Raw genomic sequence first — 16,391 nt, 5'->3', positions numbered from 1 at the left:
TGCCGCCCATGATTAAAGATCCTTTTGCCCGCTTGGGCCTCGACCGCGAAGTCCTGACTGTCAGCCAGCTCAACGGCCGCGCGCGGGTGTTGCTGGAAGACGTGTTCACCAATATCTGGGTCGAAGGCGAGATCTCCAACCTCGCCCGCCCGGCCTCCGGCCATGTGTACTTCACGCTCAAGGACAGTGGCGCCCAGGTGCGTTGCGCACTGTTTCGCAATAACGCCGCGCGGGTTCGCCAGGCGCTGAAGGATGGCCTGGCGGTCAAGGTTCGCGGCAAGGTCTCGCTGTTCGAGGGCCGTGGCGACTACCAGTTGATCCTCGATACCGTCGAGCCCGCCGGGGATGGCGCGCTGCGCCTGGCCTTCGACGCCCTGAAGGAAAAACTCAGCGCCGAAGGCCTGTTCAGCGCCGAACGCAAGGTGCCGCTGCCTGCCCACCCGCGCCGCATCGGCATTATCAGTTCGCCCACGGGTGCGGTGATCCGCGACATCATCAGCGTGTTCCGCCGCCGCGCGCCACAAGTGCAATTGACGTTGATCCCCACCGCTGTACAAGGCCGCGAAGCAATCCCGCAGATTGTGCGCGCGCTGAAACTGGCGGACGCCCGTGGCTTTGACGCGTTGATCCTCGCCCGTGGGGGCGGCTCGCTGGAAGACCTCTGGTGCTTCAACGAAGAGGCCGTGGCCCGCGCAGTGGACGCGTGCGTGACGCCAATCGTCAGCGCCGTCGGCCATGAGACCGATGTGTCCATCAGCGATTTCGTCGCCGACGTGCGCGCGCCCACACCATCCGCGGCCGCTGAGTTGCTGGCTCCCGACGCCAGCAACCTGGTGCGTCAGGTCGAGAGCCTGCACCGCCGCCTGGTGATGCTGATGCGCAATCGCCTGACCCACGACCGCCTGCGCCTGGAAGGCATGGCCCGGCGCCTGCGACACCCTGGCGAACGTCTGCGCCAGCAGGCCCAGCGCCTGGATGACCTGGATATGCGCCTGCGCCGCGCCTTCGAGCGCAGCCTCAATACGCGACGCGAACGCCTGATCCGCCTGGAAACTCGCCTCGCCGGCCAGCATCCAGGCCGCCAACTGGCCCTGTTGCGCCAGCGCCTGGACAGCCTTGCCGAACGCCTGCCGCGTGCCATGCGCGAAGGCCTCAAGGCGCGTCGCCTGCAACTGCAAAGCCAGGTGCAGACGCTGCACGTGGTCAGCCCGCTGGCGACGCTGGGTCGTGGCTACAGCATCCTGCTTGACGAGCGCGGCCAGGCCATCCGCAACGCCGCACAGACCCACACCGGCCAGCGGCTCACCGCTCGCCTCGGTGAAGGTCAATTGCAAGTGCGGGTGGAAGACAACCACCTGACACCCGTCACCCTTTCGTTATTGGATTGATTGATGCCACGTCTCCTTAGTGTGTTGTTGCTGCTATGCCTCACCGTTAACGCCCATGCCGACAGCTATATCAGCCGGACCTTGAACAAGCCGGTGCCGGGCGGCGTTGCGGTGGTTGAGCTGGGCCCTGCGGCTGCCGCGCCGAAAGCCACGTACCAAGGCAAACCGGTGTTGGTGGTGAAGGAGCAGGACAACTGGCTGGCGATTGTCGGTATTGCGCTGACGGTCAAGCCGGGCAATGAGCGCATCAGCAGCGGTGGGCGCAACCTGCCATTTATCGTTGGTTACAAGAAGTACCCCGAGCAACGCATCACCTTGAAGAACAAAAGCCAGGTCAACCCCGACCCGGCGCAACTCAAGCGCATCGAAGGCGAGTTGGCCGTACAGCTCAAGGCCTATCGCAGTTTCAGCCCGAACCTGCCGAGCAATCTGGTGCTGGACAAACCGGTGAACGGCCCGCTGTCGAGCAAGTTTGGCGTTCGTCGCTTCTTCAACGGTGAAGAGCGTAATCCCCATTCGGGCCTGGATTTCGCCGTGCCAGCCGGTACACCGATCAAGACGCCAGCGAACGGCAAGGTGATTCTGGTCGGCAACTATTTCTTCAACGGCAACACCGTGTTCGTTGACCACGGCCAGGGCTTTATCAGCATGTTCTGCCATATGTCGAAGATCGACGTGAAGGTCGGCCAGCAACTGGTACGCGGGGCGGTAGTGGGCAAAGTCGGTTCGACCGGCCGCGCGACCGGCCCCCATATGCATTGGAATGTCAGCCTCAACGATGCACGGGTAGACCCGGCGATCTTTATCGGCGCGTTCCAACCCTGAAATGCCCAATTGCGCGCCCGATAATGAGCGCGCAATCGGAACAAGCCACAGAGCAATTCTCAGCCATAAAATCTCGTCCCCTACGTGAATATAAGAAGTTATCTCAATTTTTAGCGACTGCTTGCCATCTTTCACCTCTGGGGTTAGGGTTGAGCCTATGAAAACCTCTCATACCCTCATTCAGCTCCGCCAGCACCGCAGCCTGTGCCTCGTCAGCGCACGACTGCCAGGCTGAATCGATCTGCCTCGTCTTCAAGCTTTATCCCCAATAACAGTTCTACGGCAGGCCGCCTTTTCTCGGCCCCTACAACAAAGGATTTCCCGATGAGCATGCTCAAAGACCCGTCTTCGAAGTACCGCGCGTTTCCGACCATCGATATTCCGGATCGCACCTGGCCGTCCAAGACCATCACCACCGCGCCGATCTGGTGCAGCTCTGACCTGCGTGATGGCAACCAGTCGCTGATCGAGCCGATGGACGCGGTGAAAAAGCTGCGTTTCTGGAAGACCCTGGTCGCCGTCGGCGTGAAGGAAATCGAAGCCTCGTTCCCCGCCGCGTCGCAAACCGACTTCGACTTCGTGCGTACCCTGATCGAAGACAACCACATCCCCGAGGACACCACCATCCAGGTGCTGACCCAGGGCCGTGAAGACTTGATCGCACGCACCTTCGAATCCCTGCGCGGCGCCAAAAAAGCCATCGTGCATCTGTACAACGCTACGTCGCCGTCGTTCCGCCGCATCGTGTTCAACCAGGACAAGGACGGCATCAAGGCCATCGCAGTCAACGCGGCCAAGCTGTTCGTCAAATACGCCGCCCAGCAGCCGGAAACACAGTGGACCTTCGAATACTCGCCGGAGACCTTCAGCGCTACCGAGCTGGAGTTCGCCAAGGAAGTCTGTGACGCGGTGATCGAGGTCTGGAACCCGACGCCTGAGCACAAGATGATCCTCAACCTGCCAGCCACCGTCGAGTGCGCCACGCCGAACATCTATGCCGACCAGATCGAGTGGTTCGGTCGCCATATCAACCGTCGCGACAGCGTGATCATCAGCCTGCACACCCACAACGACCGCGGCACCGGCGTAGCCGCCACCGAGCTGGGCCTGATGGCCGGCGCGGACCGTGTCGAAGGCTGCCTGTTCGGTAACGGCGAGCGTACCGGTAACGTCGACCTGGTCACCGTGGCGTTGAACATGTACACCCAGGGCCTCGACCCGCAACTGGACTTCTCCGACATCGACGGTGTGCGCAAAGTCGTCGAGGAGTGCAACCAGATCCAGGTACACCCACGTCATCCGTACGTCGGCGACCTGGTGCACACCGCATTCTCGGGTTCTCACCAGGACGCGATCCGCAAGGGCTTTACCCAGCAGAAAGCCGACGCGCTGTGGGAGGTGCCGTACTTGCCGATCGACCCGGCTGACATCGGTCGCAGCTACGAGGCGGTGATCCGCGTGAACAGCCAGTCGGGCAAAGGCGGTATCGCCTACCTGCTGGAGCAGGAATACGACATCAGCTTGCCACGCCGCATGCAGATCGAATTCAGCCAGGTAGTCCAGGCCGAAACCGACCGCGTGGGCCTGGAGATGACCGCGCCGCAGATCTACGCCTTGCTGCAGCGTGAATACCTGCAAGCCAATACCCCGTACGCGCTGGTCAGCCATCGCCTGCAGGAAGAAAACGGCAACAGCTCGGTGGAAGTGGAAGTCTCGGGCAAAGGCCAGGGCGAAACCAACCTGCGCTGGCACGGCAAGGGCTACGGCACCCTGGAAGCCCTGGTTGCCGCCCTGCCGATTGGCGTGGAGATCATGGACTACAACGAACACGCGATTGGCGCAGGCACCAATGCCAAGGCTGCCGCTTACATTGAATTACGCGTGAACGGTGAGCGTCCGGTGCATGGCGTGGGCATTGATGAAAACATCACCACCGCCAGCTTCAAGGCAGTGTTCAGCGCGCTGAACCGCTCGCTGAGCCAGTTGGAAGCGAAGGCGGCGTAATCATCACCGCAATACAGAAGGCCCCTGGGTGAGAACCCAGGGGCCTTTTTATTGAGTTTCAGATTTGGGTTGCCTGTCAGGGACTCATCGGGGGCAAGCCCCCTCCCACATTTTGAATGTATTCACAAATCAAAGTGTGAGAGGGGCTTGCCCCCGATAGCGGTCTGTCAGACAAACTGAAAGCTATCGGCATCCAGGTTCGCCGGAAACTTGGTGCGATACGCCGCCAGTTCAACCGCGTCCAGGCAGACCTGGAATACCCCATCTGCCTCTCCAGCGCTCAGCAGGCTTTCGCCCTGGAAGTCCAACACTTGGCTATCACCGGTATAGGCAAAGCCCTTGCCGTCGGTGCCCACTCGATTCACCGCCGCCACGTAGCACAGGTTCTCGATAGCCCGCGCCGGCAACAATCGGTTCCAATGCTGGCGCCGCGCCCCCGGCCAATTGGCGGTGTACAGCAGCAAGTCAGTGTCCCGGGCATCCCGACTCCACACCGGAAAGCGCAGGTCGTAGCAAATCAACGGACGAACACGCCAGCCTTTCAACTCGAACTGCACCTGGCGCTCGCCGGGGGTGTAGTGATTGTGTTCACCGGCCATACGAAACAGATGACGCTTATCGTAATGCAACACCTCGCCATCCGGCCGCGCCCACAACAGGCGGTTGCGGTGGCTGCCGTCGGCGGCCTGGATGATCACGCTGCCGGTGATCACGGCGTTGTACTTCGCAGCCTGGGCCTGGAGCCAATGATGGGTCGGGCCGTTTTCCGGCTCGGCGAGGGTTTGCGAGTCCATGGAGAAACCGGTGGTGAACATCTCCGGCAGCACGATCAGGTCGGCGCCGCGGGCCTGCTCCAGCAGCCCCTCGAAATGCTCGAGGTTGGCCTGGCGGTCGTGCCAGGCCAGGGTGGTCTGGACCAGGGCGATATTCAAGTCAGGCAATGCAGTCAGATCACGCATAGTTTTTCAGCCGCTTGGCGCAGCGTCTCCTCGCGCTTGGCAAAACACAGGCGCACCAGGCGCTGGCCTTGTGGTGGGCGCTGGTAGAACACCGAGATAGGGATGGTCGCCACGCCGTGTTCGCGGGTCATCCAGAGAGACATGGCGACGTCATCCAGGTCCGGGCGTATCTGTGAGTAATCGACCAACTGGAAGTAGGTTCCGGCCACCCGGGTAAAGCGCAAGCGCGACGGTGCCAGCAGGTCACAGAACAGATCGCGCTTGGCTTGGTAAAACGCCGGCAGTTCGTCGACGTGCTCCGGGTGTTCGGCCATGAAATCGGCCAACGCGAACTGCAACGGGGTCACCCCACAAAAGTTGACGTATTGATGCACCTTGCGCAGTTCGGCCGTCAGGGCCGGTGGCGCGACGACGTAGCCGGTTTTCCAGCCGGTGACGTGGTAGGTCTTGCCAAAGGAGCTGACCACGAACGCACGCGGGTACAGCTCTTCATGGGCCAGCACGCTCACGTGGGGCACGCCGTCGAATACCAGGTGTTCGTACACCTCATCGCTGACCAGGTAGATATCGCGGTCGCGGATCAATGCCGCCAACAGGTCCAGCTCGGCGCGGCTGATCAGCGCGCCAGTAGGGTTGTGTGGGGTGTTGAGGATAATCATGCGCGTACGTGGCGACAGCGCGGCCTGGATCTTCTCGAAGTCGAGAGCAAAGCCATCCAGACTCAGTTGCACATGCACGCAGCGGCCACCGGCCAGCTCGACCGAGGGCTCATAGCTGTCGTAACAAGGGTCGAACACAATGACTTCATCGCCATTGCGAATTACCGCCTGGATCGCGCAGAAGATCGCAGCGGTGGCCCCAGGGGTGATGGTCACTTCGCTGTCAGGGTTGACCGTGGCGCCGTAGCTGCGGGTGATCTTGGCCGCCACTTGTTGGCGCAGGGCCGGCAAGCCGGTCATCGGGGAATATTGGTTATGCCCGCTGGCAACATGTTTGCCCACGGCATCGAGCAAAGCCTGAGGCCCATTGAAGTCGGGAAAACCCTGGGACAGGTTGAGCGCGCCGGTTTCGGCAGCGAGTTGCGACATGGTGGTGAAAATGGTCGTGCCGACATTTGGCAGCTTGCTGGTGATCATGGGAGCCCCCTTCGGGTGAGCTGCAAGTTTTAAGCTGCAAGCTGCAAGCAGGTCAAGGGGCAAACCGACAGGCACAAAAAAGGGCTCATTCAGAGCCCTTTTTTGTGCCTGGCGGTTTGAGCTACAAGCTGTAAGCCTCAAGCCGCAAGCAAACCCGCTTTAGCTTGCAGCTTGTAGCTTACAACTTGCAGCTGCTACTTTTTATCCCTGCGCTTCTTGTCGGCCTTCTTGTGGTGAGTCATCAAACGACGCTTCTTGTTCACCTGACGGTCAGTCAGTGTGTTCTTGTTGCCTTCGTACGGGTTCTCGCCACCCTTGAACTCGATACGGATCGGTGTACCGACCAGTTTCAAGACACGGCGGTAGGTGTTTTCCAGGTAACGCACGTAGGACTTGGGCACCTTCTCGATCTGGTTACCGTGGATCACGATAATCGGCGGGTTGGCACCACCCAAGTGGGCGTAACGCAGTTTGATCCGGCGGTTGTTGACCATCGGCGGTGCGTGCTCGCCGACTGCGTCTTCGAGGATCTGGGTCAGACGGTTGGTCGGCCAGCGGGTAACCGCAGACTTGAACGAGTTCTGTACGGAAGCGTAGAGGTTGCCCACACCCGTGCCGTGCAGGGCCGAGATAAAGTGAATATCGGCGAACTCAACAAAGAACAGGCGGCGCTGCAGCTCGATCTTGACGAAATCGCGCTCGCTCGGCGTCATGCCGTCCCACTTGTTGATCGCGATGACCAGGGCGCGACCGGCTTCGAGGGCAAAGCCCAGCAGGTTGAGGTCGTGATCCACCACGCCTTCGCGGGCGTCCATCACGAAGATCACCACGTTGGCGTCCTTGATCGCCTGCAGGGTTTTCACCACGGAGAACTTTTCAACTTCCTCGTGGATCTTGCCGCGCTTGCGCACACCGGCGGTGTCGATCAGCGTGTACTTCTCGTCGTTACGCTCGAACGGGATGTAGATACTGTCGCGGGTGGTGCCGGGCTGGTCATAGACGATTACCCGGTCTTCACCGAGCATGCGGTTGACCAGGGTCGACTTGCCCACGTTCGGGCGGCCGATGATCGCGATCTTGATACCGTCTTTTTCGCTTGGGCCAGGAATGCGCTTGGCTTCCTCGCCTTCGGCAACGATCTCTTCATCACCCTCTTCTTCTTCGGCGTCATCCTTGGGGAAGTCGCGCAGGGCGATTTCCAGCATCTGGGTGATACCACGACCGTGGGCACCAGCGACCGGGATCGCGTCGCCCAGGCCCATTGGGCTGAACTCGGCGCGGGCCGCCTCAGGATCGATGTTGTCGATCTTGTTGGCGACCAAATAGGAACGCTTGTTGCGCTTGCGCAGGTGCTCGCCAATCATCTGGTCGGCGGCGGTGTAACCCGCGCGGGCGTCCACCAGGAACAACACGACATCAGCTTCTTCAATGGCCAGCAGCGACTGCTCGGCCATCTTTTCGTCCATGCCATGCTCATCACCGGAGATACCACCGGTGTCGACAATAATGTAGGAGCGCCCTTGCCACTTTGCCTCACCGTATTGGCGATCACGGGTCAGACCGGACAAGTCGCCGACGATGGCGTCACGAGTCCTGGTCAGGCGGTTGAACAAGGTGGACTTGCCGACGTTAGGTCGGCCCACCAGGGCGATTACGGGAACCATGCGGCTCTCCACTTCGTTATTTCAGAAAATACAAAAGCCGCTGCAAGGCAGCGGCTGGTGCTCGGGGCAGCATATTCAAATGCCGCATGCCCCGCCGAAGCGGGGCCGCCTGGGTTTTACCCCAAGCATAGTCAAACCTTTACTTGATGGTCAGGGCTTCCAGCTTGCCGCTGTTGCCAAACACATAAAGCATGTTACCCACGACCAGCGGACGGGCACGCAGGCCATCGCTGTCGATACGCTCACGACCTACAAAACGACCATCCACCTGGCTCAGCAGGTGCAGGTAGCCTTCGAAGTCGCCGACCGCTACGTAGCTGGAGAACACTTCCGGGGCCGACAGTTGACGACGGGCCAGGGAGTCATTGCTCCACAGTGCAGTGGTGGAACGCTCGTCGACACTTTCAACGGTGCCGGACGACAGGCTTACGTAGACGCTGCCAAACCCTTGGGCGACACCCGCATAACTGGACGCATCACGCTGCCAGTTAACACGGCCGCTCTGCAGGTCCAGCGCAGCAACACGGCCCTGGTAAGTGGCCACGTAAAGGGTTTCACCCGACAGCAGCAAGCCACCGTCGATGTCCACTACGCGATCCAGCTCTGAACGACCTTGCGGGATGGCCACACGGGTTTCCCAGGCCGGCACGCCGTTCTGGGTGTTCAAGGCGACTACTTTACCGGTCGACAGGCCTGCAACGGCCAGATTGTTGGTCACAACCGGACCACTGGTACCGCGCAGTGTCAGCACCGCAGGGGTGCTGTCGTACAACCAACGCTGCTCGCCAGTGCTGGCGTCCAGGCCGATCACACGGTCGTCCTGGGTTTGCACCACGACGATATCGCCATTGGTGGCAGGCGGTGCGAGGACTTCACTGGTCACGCGAGCGCGCCATTTCTCTTCACCGGTGCTGGAGTCCAGCGCTACGACTTCGCCCTTGAGCGTGCCGAGCATGACCATGCCGTAACCTACGCCTACGGCGCCGGACACAGGCAATTCGAGGTCTTTCTTCCACTTCACGTCGCCGTTCAGGCGATCCATGGAGATCACCACGCCGGTTACGTCAGCGGCCACAATGTTGTCACCGTCGATTGCCGGCACCAACATGTTGTAGGTCTCGCCCTGGCCGTCACCGATGGAGCGGCTCCATTGCTTTTGCAGGACGACTTCTTCCTTGAAGCTGGTCAGCTCGGCCGGCGGCAGTTCTTTTTTACTGTTGCTGCTGCAACCCGCGGCCAGAACGGCCAGAGCCAGCAATGCTGCATGTTTCCAACGGATCACGTCACGCATCCCCTTTGGCCAGGTCGTCCAGCTTGATTTGTAAGCCACCGACCGCCGCTTCATCAGACAGCGCCGCCTTGGCTTTCTTGTACGCAGCATTGGCTTCGTCGGTACGACCCAATTGGACCAACAGGTCGCCCTTGAGCTCTTCGCGAGTGGCTACAAATGCCTTGTCCGCATCGCCGTCGAGCAGTTTGAGTGCTTCGTCGGCCTTGTTCTGTGCCGCCAATACCTGGGCCAGGCGCTGACGTGCGATCTCACCCAGGGTCGGGTTGGTCGGCTTGTCGGCGATGGCCTTCAGTTCTGCGGCGGCGTCATCCAGCTTGCCGGTATCAACCGCGACCTTCGCGACGAACAGGCTGCCGTATTGGGCGTAGGTGCTACCGCCGAATTCGTTCTTCAGCTTGCCAGCCAGGTCCGCCACTTGCGCAGGATCAGGCTTGCCATCCGGCGTCAGGGTGGTTTCCAGCAATTGCTGATAAACGATCGAGGCGCCTTGGGACTGGTTAGCCTGATACTTTGTCCAGGCTTGCCAGCCGAACACCACCACTAAAGCCAGCAGACCGCCAGTAACCAGGGGCTTGCCGTTACGCTGCCACCAGTCCTTGAACTCGGCCAACTGCTCATCATCAGTACTCGACACCCCAATACTCCTTAATCGCTAAATTCGGCTGTTCGACAGCTTCAACCCTGCACGACGCAGGTGGCCAAGTGCGCAGCGAGCGCATCAAAGGCTATGTTCTGTTGCTCGCCCTGGCCACGCAGGGGTTTGAAACCTATCACTTGCTGGGCCAGCTCGTCATCGCCAAGGATCAGTGCATACAGTGCACCGCTCTTGTCGGCCTTCTTGAACTGGCTCTTGAAGCTGCCTGCGCCGGCATTGATCTGCAGGCGCAGGTTCGGCAACTGGTCACGTACTTTTTCGCTCAGGGCCAGGGCGGCCAGTTCGGCGGCCTCGCCAAAGGCGCACAGGTACACATCCACCTGGCGGGAGATTTCTTCCGGAACCTGCTCCAGGGTTTCCAGCAGCAGGATCAGCCGCTCGATGCCCATGGCAAAACCTACGCCAGTGGTCGGCTTGCCGCCCATCTGCTCGACCAGGCCGTCGTAACGGCCCCCCGCACACACAGTGCCCTGGGCGCCGAGTTTGTCGGTGACCCACTCGAACACGGTCTTGCTGTAGTAATCGAGGCCGCGTACCAGCTTCGGGTTGATCACGTAAGGAATACCGGCCGCATCCAGGCGAGCCTTGAGGCCCTCGAAGTGCGTACGGGACTCGTCGTCGAGGTAGTCGGCCATTTTCGGCGCGTCGACCAGTACGGCTTGCGTGTCGGCGTTCTTGGTATCCAGCACGCGCAACGGGTTGGTCTTCAGACGGCGCTGGCTGTCTTCGTCCAACTTGTCCAGGTGGGCGGACAGGAACTCCACCAGCGCTTCGCGGTAGCGGCCCCGGGATTCGCTGGTGCCCAGGCTGTTAAGCTCAAGCTTGACCGCATCGCGGATACCCAGCATGCCCCACAGGCGCCAGGTCAGCACGATCAGCTCGGCATCGATGTCCGGACCATCGAGATTGAACACTTCCAGGCCGATCTGGTGAAACTGGCGATAACGGCCTTTCTGTGGGCGCTCGTGACGGAACATCGGGCCGATGTACCACAGCTTCTGCGGCTGGCCGCCACCGGTAAGGCCATGTTCTAGCACGGCGCGCACGCACGCGGCGGTACCTTCCGGACGCAAGGTCAGGGAGTCGCCGTTACGGTCTTCAAAGGTGTACATCTCTTTTTCGACGATGTCGGTCACTTCACCGATGGAGCGCTTGAACAGCTCGGTGAACTCGACGATCGGCATGCGGATCTGCTTGTAACCGTAGTTATCCAGCAGGCGCGCGACAGTGCTCTCGAAGTAGCGCCACAGCGGCGTTTGCTCCGGCAGGATGTCGTTCATGCCACGAATGGCTTGCAGAGACTTGCTCACATCAAATCCTTAAATTCGTTCAATCAGCCGCGAGCGATCAGCGCTGCGTCAGCGGCGACCTTTTCGGCCGCTTTCTCGCGGATCAACTTTTCCAGCTGATCCACCAGATTGTCATTCGTTAACTTCTGCGACGGCTTGCCGTCGATGTAAATCAGGTTCGGTGTGCCGCCGGTCAAGCCCACATGGGCTTCCTTGGCTTCACCCGGGCCGTTGACCACACAGCCGATCACTGCAACATCCAGCGGGACCAGCAGGTCTTCGAGGCGCAACTCCAGATCGTTCATGGTTTTCACCACGTCGAAGTTCTGCCGCGAGCAGCTCGGGCAGGCAATGAAGTTGATACCGCGGGAACGCAAACGCAGGGATTTGAGAATGTCGTAGCCGACTTTCACTTCCTCTACCGGGTCTGCCGCCAACGAGATGCGGATAGTATCGCCAATTCCTTCGGCGAGCAGCATACCGAGACCGACCGCAGATTTCACTGTGCCTGAGCGCAAACCGCCGGCTTCAGTGATCCCCAGGTGCAACGGTTGCACGATTTCCTTGGCCAGCAGGCGGTAGGCTTCTACCGCCATGAACACGTCGGAGGCCTTTACGCTGACCTTGAAGTCCTGGAAGTTCAGGCGTTCCAAGTGTTCAACGTGGCGCAGTGCAGACTCAACCAGCGCTGCCGGAGTGGGCTCGCCGTACTTCTTTTGCAGGTCTTTTTCCAGGGAACCGGCGTTGACGCCGATGCGGATCGGGATCCCGCGATCACGGGCAGCGTCCACCACGGCGCGCACACGGTCTTCACGACCGATGTTGCCCGGGTTGATGCGCAGGCAATCGACGCCCAACTCGGCCACGCGCAGTGCGATCTTGTAGTCGAAGTGAATGTCGGCAACCAGCGGCACCTTGACCAGTTGCTTGATGCGCCCGAAAGCCTCGGCAGCATCCATGTCCGGGACGGATACCCGGACGATGTCTACTCCGGCCGCTTCCAGACGATTGATCTGGGCAACGGTAGCGGCAACGTCATTGGTGTCGCTGTTGGTCATGCTTTGCACCGCGATGGGGGCGTCGCCACCCACCGGCACCGAGCCGACCCAGATCTTGCGCGATACGCGACGTTTGATTGGAGATTCGCCGTGCATGACTATTGTCCCAACTTCAGGCGAGCGGTCTCGCCAGTGGTGAACTGCGCTACGTCCACAGGCTGGCCGTTGTAGGCCACTTGCGCGCCACGGGCAAAGCCCAGACGCAGCGTCAGAGGAGGCTTGCCGCCCAGGTCGAGCGTATCTCCCTTACGCTTGAGACCACTGACCAGCACTTTGCCGTTGCCATCGGTGACTTGCGTCCAGCAGTCAGCTACGAAGGTAATTTGTACACGCCCGTCACCGGCGATCAACGCTGGGGTGGTGGGTGGTGACATCGCCGGGGCGGCCGGAGCGGCTGGCGCCGTAGTTGCTGGCGCCTGGGCTGAAGCGGCCGGTGTATTGGCCTGGGCAATCGGGGCGGCCGGCGTGTGAGCTGGCGCGGCCGGTGTGACTGGGGCCGGTACGGCAGCGGTCGGCGCGGTTTCCGGTTCGGGCTGCTCGGTGGCGGCCGGAATTTCAGGGGCAGCCTGGCCTTGGGCAACGGCCTGGTCTTCCGGCTCATCCAGCGGATGTATCTGGGTGGTGCCGTCAGCGCTCTCGACTTCGACGTGCTCCATGGCGTTGCTGGTCAGGTCTTTGCTACGCTGGGACGTCTGGTCTTGCCACCAGACAAAACCGCCGCCGATCACGGCGATCAGCAACAACAGGCTGACAATACGCAGGATTGTGTGGGAAACCCGTACCGGCTCTTCAATACGACCCAGGCCATGGACACTGCTGCCCTGGGAGTCGGTACCGGTGAATTGATCGAATTGCTGGACCAATATGGCCTGGTCGATGCCCAGCAGCTTGGCGTAGGCGCGGATATAACCGCGGGCGAAGGTATGCCCAGGCAGCTTGTCGAATGCGCCGGCCTCAAGGTTGCCCAGGGATGTGGTGGTCAAATTGAGCTTGAGGGCCACTTCCGCCAGCGACCAACCATTGCTTTCGCGGGCCTGACGCAAAGTGTCGCCTGGGTTTACGCGATTAGCTGCTACAACTTCCGGGTGCGCCGCTTTCATCATTGCTCCGACAGGTATTGCTGATATTCCGGCGTACCGGGATAGAGTCGTTCGAGTTGCTGGCCAAAACGTGCGGCCGTGTCGCGTTCTTCATGAACCGTCGCCAGGCGCGCGCCGAGCAATAGACTACGTGCATTTTGCCCGCTGAGCAGGCTAAAACGCTCGTAATAGTCACGTGCAGGCACATAATGCCTGTCTTCGTAGGACAACTCAGCCATTTCGAGCAGCGCTCGTGGCTGATGACCGTTCAAGTGCAGGGCTTTTTCCAGCTGCTGGCGTGCGCTGTCGCGCTGGCCGAGGCGCATTGAGGTCACCCCAAGGTTCTCGAACACCCTTGAGCGCTCAGGATAGAGGGTATCGGTGCTGGCTTGCTGGAAATAAAGGGCTGCCTGGTCATAACGCTTTTGCTCGAACAGGAAGCTGCCGTAATTGTTCAGCAGCCGCGGGTCGGCAGGTCTTGCGGCCAGGGCTTTGTTGAAATACCGGTCAGCCAGTTCAGGCTCGGCCTGGGCCTGGAACACCAGGGCCAGTGCGGCATTGGCATCGGCATCGTCACTGTCCAGCTCAAGGGCCTTTTTCAACGGCACCTTGGCCTGCTCGCTCATGCCTTGTCGCAGGTAACCCAACCCCAGTTGCACATAGGCAACTCGCGCCTCGTCACGGCCCTTGCCGGTTTGCAAAGGGCTGTCATGGCCCGATGAAACACAACCGGCCACGAGACCGGTAACAAGCAGAAGCAGCGCAAGGCGCAAGGGCATAGAGATCCTCTCTCAGGTTCGATTCACAGCGCTTTGCGGCATATCGTCGGCAGCGCTCAGTTCACGCACCGCAATATAACGTTCGCTGCGACGGGTGCGGTCCAGCACCTGTCCTACCAATTGGCCACAGGCGGCGTCGATGTCTTCACCACGGGTGGTGCGCACGGTGACGTTGTAGCCGGCCTGGTGCAGTTGATCCTGGAAACGGCGGATGGCGTTGTTGCTCGGCCGCTCGTAGCCAGAATGGGGAAACGGGTTGAACGGAATCAGGTTGATCTTGCACGGGGTGTTCTTGAGCAGTTCGATCATCTCGACCGCGTGTTCGACCTTGTCGTTGATGTCCTTGAGCATGGTGTACTCAATGGTCAGCACGCGCTTCTCGCCCAAGGTCGCCATATAACGCTGGCAAGATTCGAGCAGCATCTTAAGCGGATACTTCTTGTTGATCGGCACCAATTGGTTACGCAATGCGTCATTGGGTGCGTGCAGCGACAACGCCAGGGAGACGTCGATGTGCTTGGCCAGCTCATCGATCATCGGTACCACACCGGAGGTAGACAGGGTCACACGGCGCTTGGAGATGCCGTAGCCCAGGTCGTCCATCATCAGGTGCATGGCCGCGATGACGTTGTCGAAGTTCAGCAGCGGCTCACCCATGCCCATCATCACCACGTTGGTGATGGCACGGTCGACGGTCGCCGGGACGCTGCCAAAGGATTTGTTGGCAATCCACACCTGGCCGATCACTTCGGCGGCGGTAAGGTTGCTGTTGAAGCCTTGCTTGCCGGTGGAGCAGAAACTGCAATCCAGGGCACAGCCTGCCTGGGACGAAACGCACAAGGTGCCGCGCTTGCCCTGGGGAATGTACACGGTCTCGACGCAGCTGCCGGACGCCACGCGCACCACCCATTTACGGGTGCCGTCGCTGGAGATGTCCTCGCTGACCACTTCGGGGCCACGGACCTCAGCAATGGCCTTGAGCTTGTCGCGCAGGGCCTTGCTGACGTTCGTCATGGCGTCGAAATCGTCGACGCCAAAGTGGTGAATCCATTTCATTACCTGACCGGCACGGAAACGCTTCTCCCCGATTGAGTCGAAGAATTTTTCCATTTCCTGTTGAGTCAGACCCAGCAGGTTGGTTTTTACAGTCGATGTCGTCATGGATTCACCCTCACTCTTTAAGCCGATGCTTAGCGAGTGGTTACTTCAGTAGCTGCGAAGAAGTACGAGATTTCACGGGCAGCAGCGGCTTCGGAGTCCGAACCGTGTACAGCGTTGGCGTCGATGGAGTCAGCGAAGTCAGCACGGATGGTGCCGGCAGCAGCTTCTTTAGGGTTGGTAGCGCCCATCAGCTCACGGTTCAAAGCGATAGCGTTTTCGCCTTCCAGAACCTGAACAACAACAGGACCGGAGATCATGAAGGCAACCAGGTCGCCGAAGAAGCCACGAGCGCTGTGCTCAGCGTAGAAGCCTTCAGCTTCAGCCTTGGACAGTTGCTTGAGTTTCGAAGCTACAACCTTCAGGCCGGCTTTTTCGAAACGAGTGGTGATCTCGCCGATGACGTTTTTTGCAACAGCGTCAGGCTTGATGATGGAGAAAGTACGTTGAACAGCCATGGTGTAACTCCAGAAACGGTAATTTACGAAAAATTAAACCCGCGAATTATACGCGGGTTCTTAGGTATTGCCTAACTGCGTAAGGGAGGCGTCAGTCCTGTTCTTCTTTCCAGGCGGTCTGGATAGCTTCCAGAACCTTTTCGCCGCCGCGATCGCGCTCATCCTCAAAGCCTGGCAAGGCCATGACCATGTCACGCAAAGCAACAAAATTCAGGGAATAGGGATCCATATCCGGGTTGCCGTCGGCCAACAGGATAGCGATCTCTTGCACATCAACCCATTTAAGACTCATGACACTTCCTTGAATCAGTGCGGCGCTTCGGCCGCATGGTTGAGCGAATACTTCGGAATTTCGACGGTGATGTCTTCAGTCCCGACCTTTGCCTGGCAGCTTAGGCGAGAAGTGGCTTCCAGGCCCCAGGCGCGGTCAAGAAAGTCCTCTTCCAACTCATCTGCCTCTTCCAGGCTGTTGAAGCCTTCGCGAATGATGCAGTGGCAGGTGGTGCAGGCGCACACACCACCACAGGCGCTTTCGATCTCAATGTGGTTGTCATGGGCAACTTCGAGGATGGACTTGCCGGTCTCAGCCTCAACAACCATACCGTCCGGGCAATGCTCGGCGTGTGGCAGAAAAATGACCTGCGGCAT

16 protein-coding genes are annotated in these 16,391 nt (G+C 60.1%); 3 read left to right on the top strand and 13 right to left on the bottom strand.

What is annotated here, in order from left to right; translation table 11 throughout:
• Window positions 1-8 precede the first annotated feature (8 nt).
• From xseA to leuA, 3 genes are all read left to right on the top strand, one after another.
• The gene (gene xseA / locus AB1462_RS04825; RefSeq protein ID WP_259191490.1) at window positions 9-1,388 is read left to right on the top strand and encodes an exodeoxyribonuclease VII large subunit; all 1,380 of its coding nucleotides are present in this window, start codon (window positions 9-11) and stop codon (window positions 1,386-1,388) included.
• Window positions 1,389-1,391: 3 nt separating this feature from the next.
• Complete coding sequence (locus AB1462_RS04820; RefSeq protein WP_315338569.1) at window positions 1,392-2,213, top strand: peptidoglycan DD-metalloendopeptidase family protein; 822 nt, start codon at window positions 1,392-1,394, stop codon at window positions 2,211-2,213.
• A 324-nt stretch (window positions 2,214-2,537) separates the two neighbouring features.
• Window positions 2,538-4,217 (top strand): 2-isopropylmalate synthase, encoded by a 1,680-nt coding sequence (leuA, locus tag AB1462_RS04815; protein ID WP_090400670.1) that lies wholly within the window; start codon window positions 2,538-2,540, stop codon window positions 4,215-4,217.
• Window positions 4,218-4,384: 167 nt separating this feature from the next.
• Here leuA and AB1462_RS04810 read toward each other — a convergent pair whose 3' ends face one another.
• From AB1462_RS04810 to fdx, 13 genes are all read right to left on the bottom strand, one after another.
• Entirely contained in the window at window positions 4,385-5,176 is a 792-nt protein-coding gene (locus AB1462_RS04810) for an amidohydrolase (protein ID WP_090400671.1), read from the bottom strand.
• Window positions 5,164-6,312, bottom strand: coding sequence for a pyridoxal phosphate-dependent aminotransferase (locus AB1462_RS04805; RefSeq protein WP_259191492.1), 1,149 nt, complete (start codon window positions 6,310-6,312; stop codon window positions 5,164-5,166). Before AB1462_RS04805 ends, AB1462_RS04810 begins: the two co-directional genes overlap by 13 nt.
• 194 nt (window positions 6,313-6,506) lie before the next feature.
• A complete protein-coding gene (gene der, locus AB1462_RS04800) occupies window positions 6,507-7,976 on the bottom strand; it encodes a ribosome biogenesis GTPase Der (protein ID WP_090400673.1) in 1,470 nt (489 codons plus the stop codon).
• A gap of 139 nt (window positions 7,977-8,115) precedes the next feature.
• Complete coding sequence (bamB, locus tag AB1462_RS04795) at window positions 8,116-9,267, bottom strand: outer membrane protein assembly factor BamB (protein WP_090400674.1); 1,152 nt, start codon at window positions 9,265-9,267, stop codon at window positions 8,116-8,118.
• Window positions 9,260-9,901 carry a YfgM family protein gene (locus AB1462_RS04790; protein WP_027605420.1) on the bottom strand — a complete coding sequence of 214 codons (642 nt, stop codon included), beginning with the start codon at window positions 9,899-9,901 and terminating at the stop codon, window positions 9,260-9,262. The genes bamB and AB1462_RS04790 overlap by 8 nt, the downstream gene beginning before the upstream one ends.
• 41 nt (window positions 9,902-9,942) lie before the next feature.
• Window positions 9,943-11,232 carry a histidine--tRNA ligase gene (gene hisS / locus AB1462_RS04785; RefSeq protein WP_053135507.1) on the bottom strand — a complete coding sequence of 430 codons (1,290 nt, stop codon included), beginning with the start codon at window positions 11,230-11,232 and terminating at the stop codon, window positions 9,943-9,945.
• Window positions 11,233-11,255: 23 nt separating this feature from the next.
• Complete coding sequence (gene ispG, locus AB1462_RS04780) at window positions 11,256-12,365, bottom strand: flavodoxin-dependent (E)-4-hydroxy-3-methylbut-2-enyl-diphosphate synthase (RefSeq protein WP_034115889.1); 1,110 nt, start codon at window positions 12,363-12,365, stop codon at window positions 11,256-11,258.
• Window positions 12,366-12,367: 2 nt separating this feature from the next.
• Window positions 12,368-13,369, bottom strand: coding sequence for a RodZ domain-containing protein (locus tag AB1462_RS04775; protein ID WP_367246277.1), 1,002 nt, complete (start codon window positions 13,367-13,369; stop codon window positions 12,368-12,370).
• Entirely contained in the window at window positions 13,369-14,127 is a 759-nt protein-coding gene (gene pilW / locus AB1462_RS04770) for a type IV pilus biogenesis/stability protein PilW (protein ID WP_259191494.1), read from the bottom strand. The genes AB1462_RS04775 and pilW overlap by 1 nt, the downstream gene beginning before the upstream one ends.
• A gap of 12 nt (window positions 14,128-14,139) precedes the next feature.
• Window positions 14,140-15,288, bottom strand: a complete 1,149-nt coding sequence (gene rlmN, locus AB1462_RS04765) for a 23S rRNA (adenine(2503)-C(2))-methyltransferase RlmN (protein WP_053135498.1) — start codon at window positions 15,286-15,288, stop codon at window positions 14,140-14,142.
• Window positions 15,289-15,317: 29 nt separating this feature from the next.
• Window positions 15,318-15,743 (bottom strand): nucleoside-diphosphate kinase, encoded by a 426-nt coding sequence (ndk, locus tag AB1462_RS04760; RefSeq protein WP_017846179.1) that lies wholly within the window; start codon window positions 15,741-15,743, stop codon window positions 15,318-15,320.
• A gap of 91 nt (window positions 15,744-15,834) precedes the next feature.
• Entirely contained in the window at window positions 15,835-16,035 is a 201-nt protein-coding gene (gene iscX / locus AB1462_RS04755; protein WP_090400677.1) for a Fe-S cluster assembly protein IscX, read from the bottom strand.
• A gap of 14 nt (window positions 16,036-16,049) precedes the next feature.
• Window positions 16,050-16,391: an ISC system 2Fe-2S type ferredoxin gene (gene fdx / locus AB1462_RS04750; protein ID WP_003175958.1), complete on the bottom strand. Its 342-nt coding sequence runs from the start codon at window positions 16,389-16,391 to the stop codon at window positions 16,050-16,052.

Origin of the sequence: Pseudomonas sp. SB113 (assembly GCF_040754745.1) — a bacterium.
Classification (GTDB): domain Bacteria; phylum Pseudomonadota; class Gammaproteobacteria; order Pseudomonadales; family Pseudomonadaceae; genus Aquipseudomonas; species Aquipseudomonas grimontii.
Note: the sequence above shows the minus strand (reverse complement) of the source record. Positions and strands in the feature narration are given on the sequence as shown.

Bases quoted from the DNA above. Each gene is read 5' to 3' on its own strand.
- xseA (WP_259191490.1), top strand. From the start codon at position 9: ATGATTAAAGATCCTTTTGCCCGCTTGGGCCTCGACCGCGAAGTCCTG.
- AB1462_RS04820 (WP_315338569.1), top strand. From the start codon at position 1,392: ATGCCACGTCTCCTTAGTGTGTTGTTGCTGCTATGCCTCACCGTTAAC.
- leuA (WP_090400670.1), top strand. From the start codon at position 2,538: ATGAGCATGCTCAAAGACCCGTCTTCGAAGTACCGCGCGTTTCCGACC.
- AB1462_RS04810 (WP_090400671.1), bottom strand. From the start codon at position 5,176: ATGCGTGATCTGACTGCATTGCCTGACTTGAATATCGCCCTGGTCCAG.
- AB1462_RS04805 (WP_259191492.1), bottom strand. From the start codon at position 6,312: ATGATCACCAGCAAGCTGCCAAATGTCGGCACGACCATTTTCACCACC.
- der (WP_090400673.1), bottom strand. From the start codon at position 7,976: ATGGTTCCCGTAATCGCCCTGGTGGGCCGACCTAACGTCGGCAAGTCC.
- bamB (WP_090400674.1), bottom strand. From the start codon at position 9,267: ATGCGTGACGTGATCCGTTGGAAACATGCAGCATTGCTGGCTCTGGCC.
- ispG (WP_034115889.1), bottom strand. From the start codon at position 12,365: ATGCACGGCGAATCTCCAATCAAACGTCGCGTATCGCGCAAGATCTGG.
- AB1462_RS04775 (WP_367246277.1), bottom strand. From the start codon at position 13,369: ATGAAAGCGGCGCACCCGGAAGTTGTAGCAGCTAATCGCGTAAACCCA.
- pilW (WP_259191494.1), bottom strand. From the start codon at position 14,127: ATGCCCTTGCGCCTTGCGCTGCTTCTGCTTGTTACCGGTCTCGTGGCC.
- rlmN (WP_053135498.1), bottom strand. From the start codon at position 15,288: ATGACGACATCGACTGTAAAAACCAACCTGCTGGGTCTGACTCAACAG.
- ndk (WP_017846179.1), bottom strand. From the start codon at position 15,743: ATGGCTGTTCAACGTACTTTCTCCATCATCAAGCCTGACGCTGTTGCA.
- iscX (WP_090400677.1), bottom strand. From the start codon at position 16,035: ATGAGTCTTAAATGGGTTGATGTGCAAGAGATCGCTATCCTGTTGGCC.
- fdx (WP_003175958.1), bottom strand. From the start codon at position 16,391: ATGCCGCAGGTCATTTTTCTGCCACACGCCGAGCATTGCCCGGACGGT.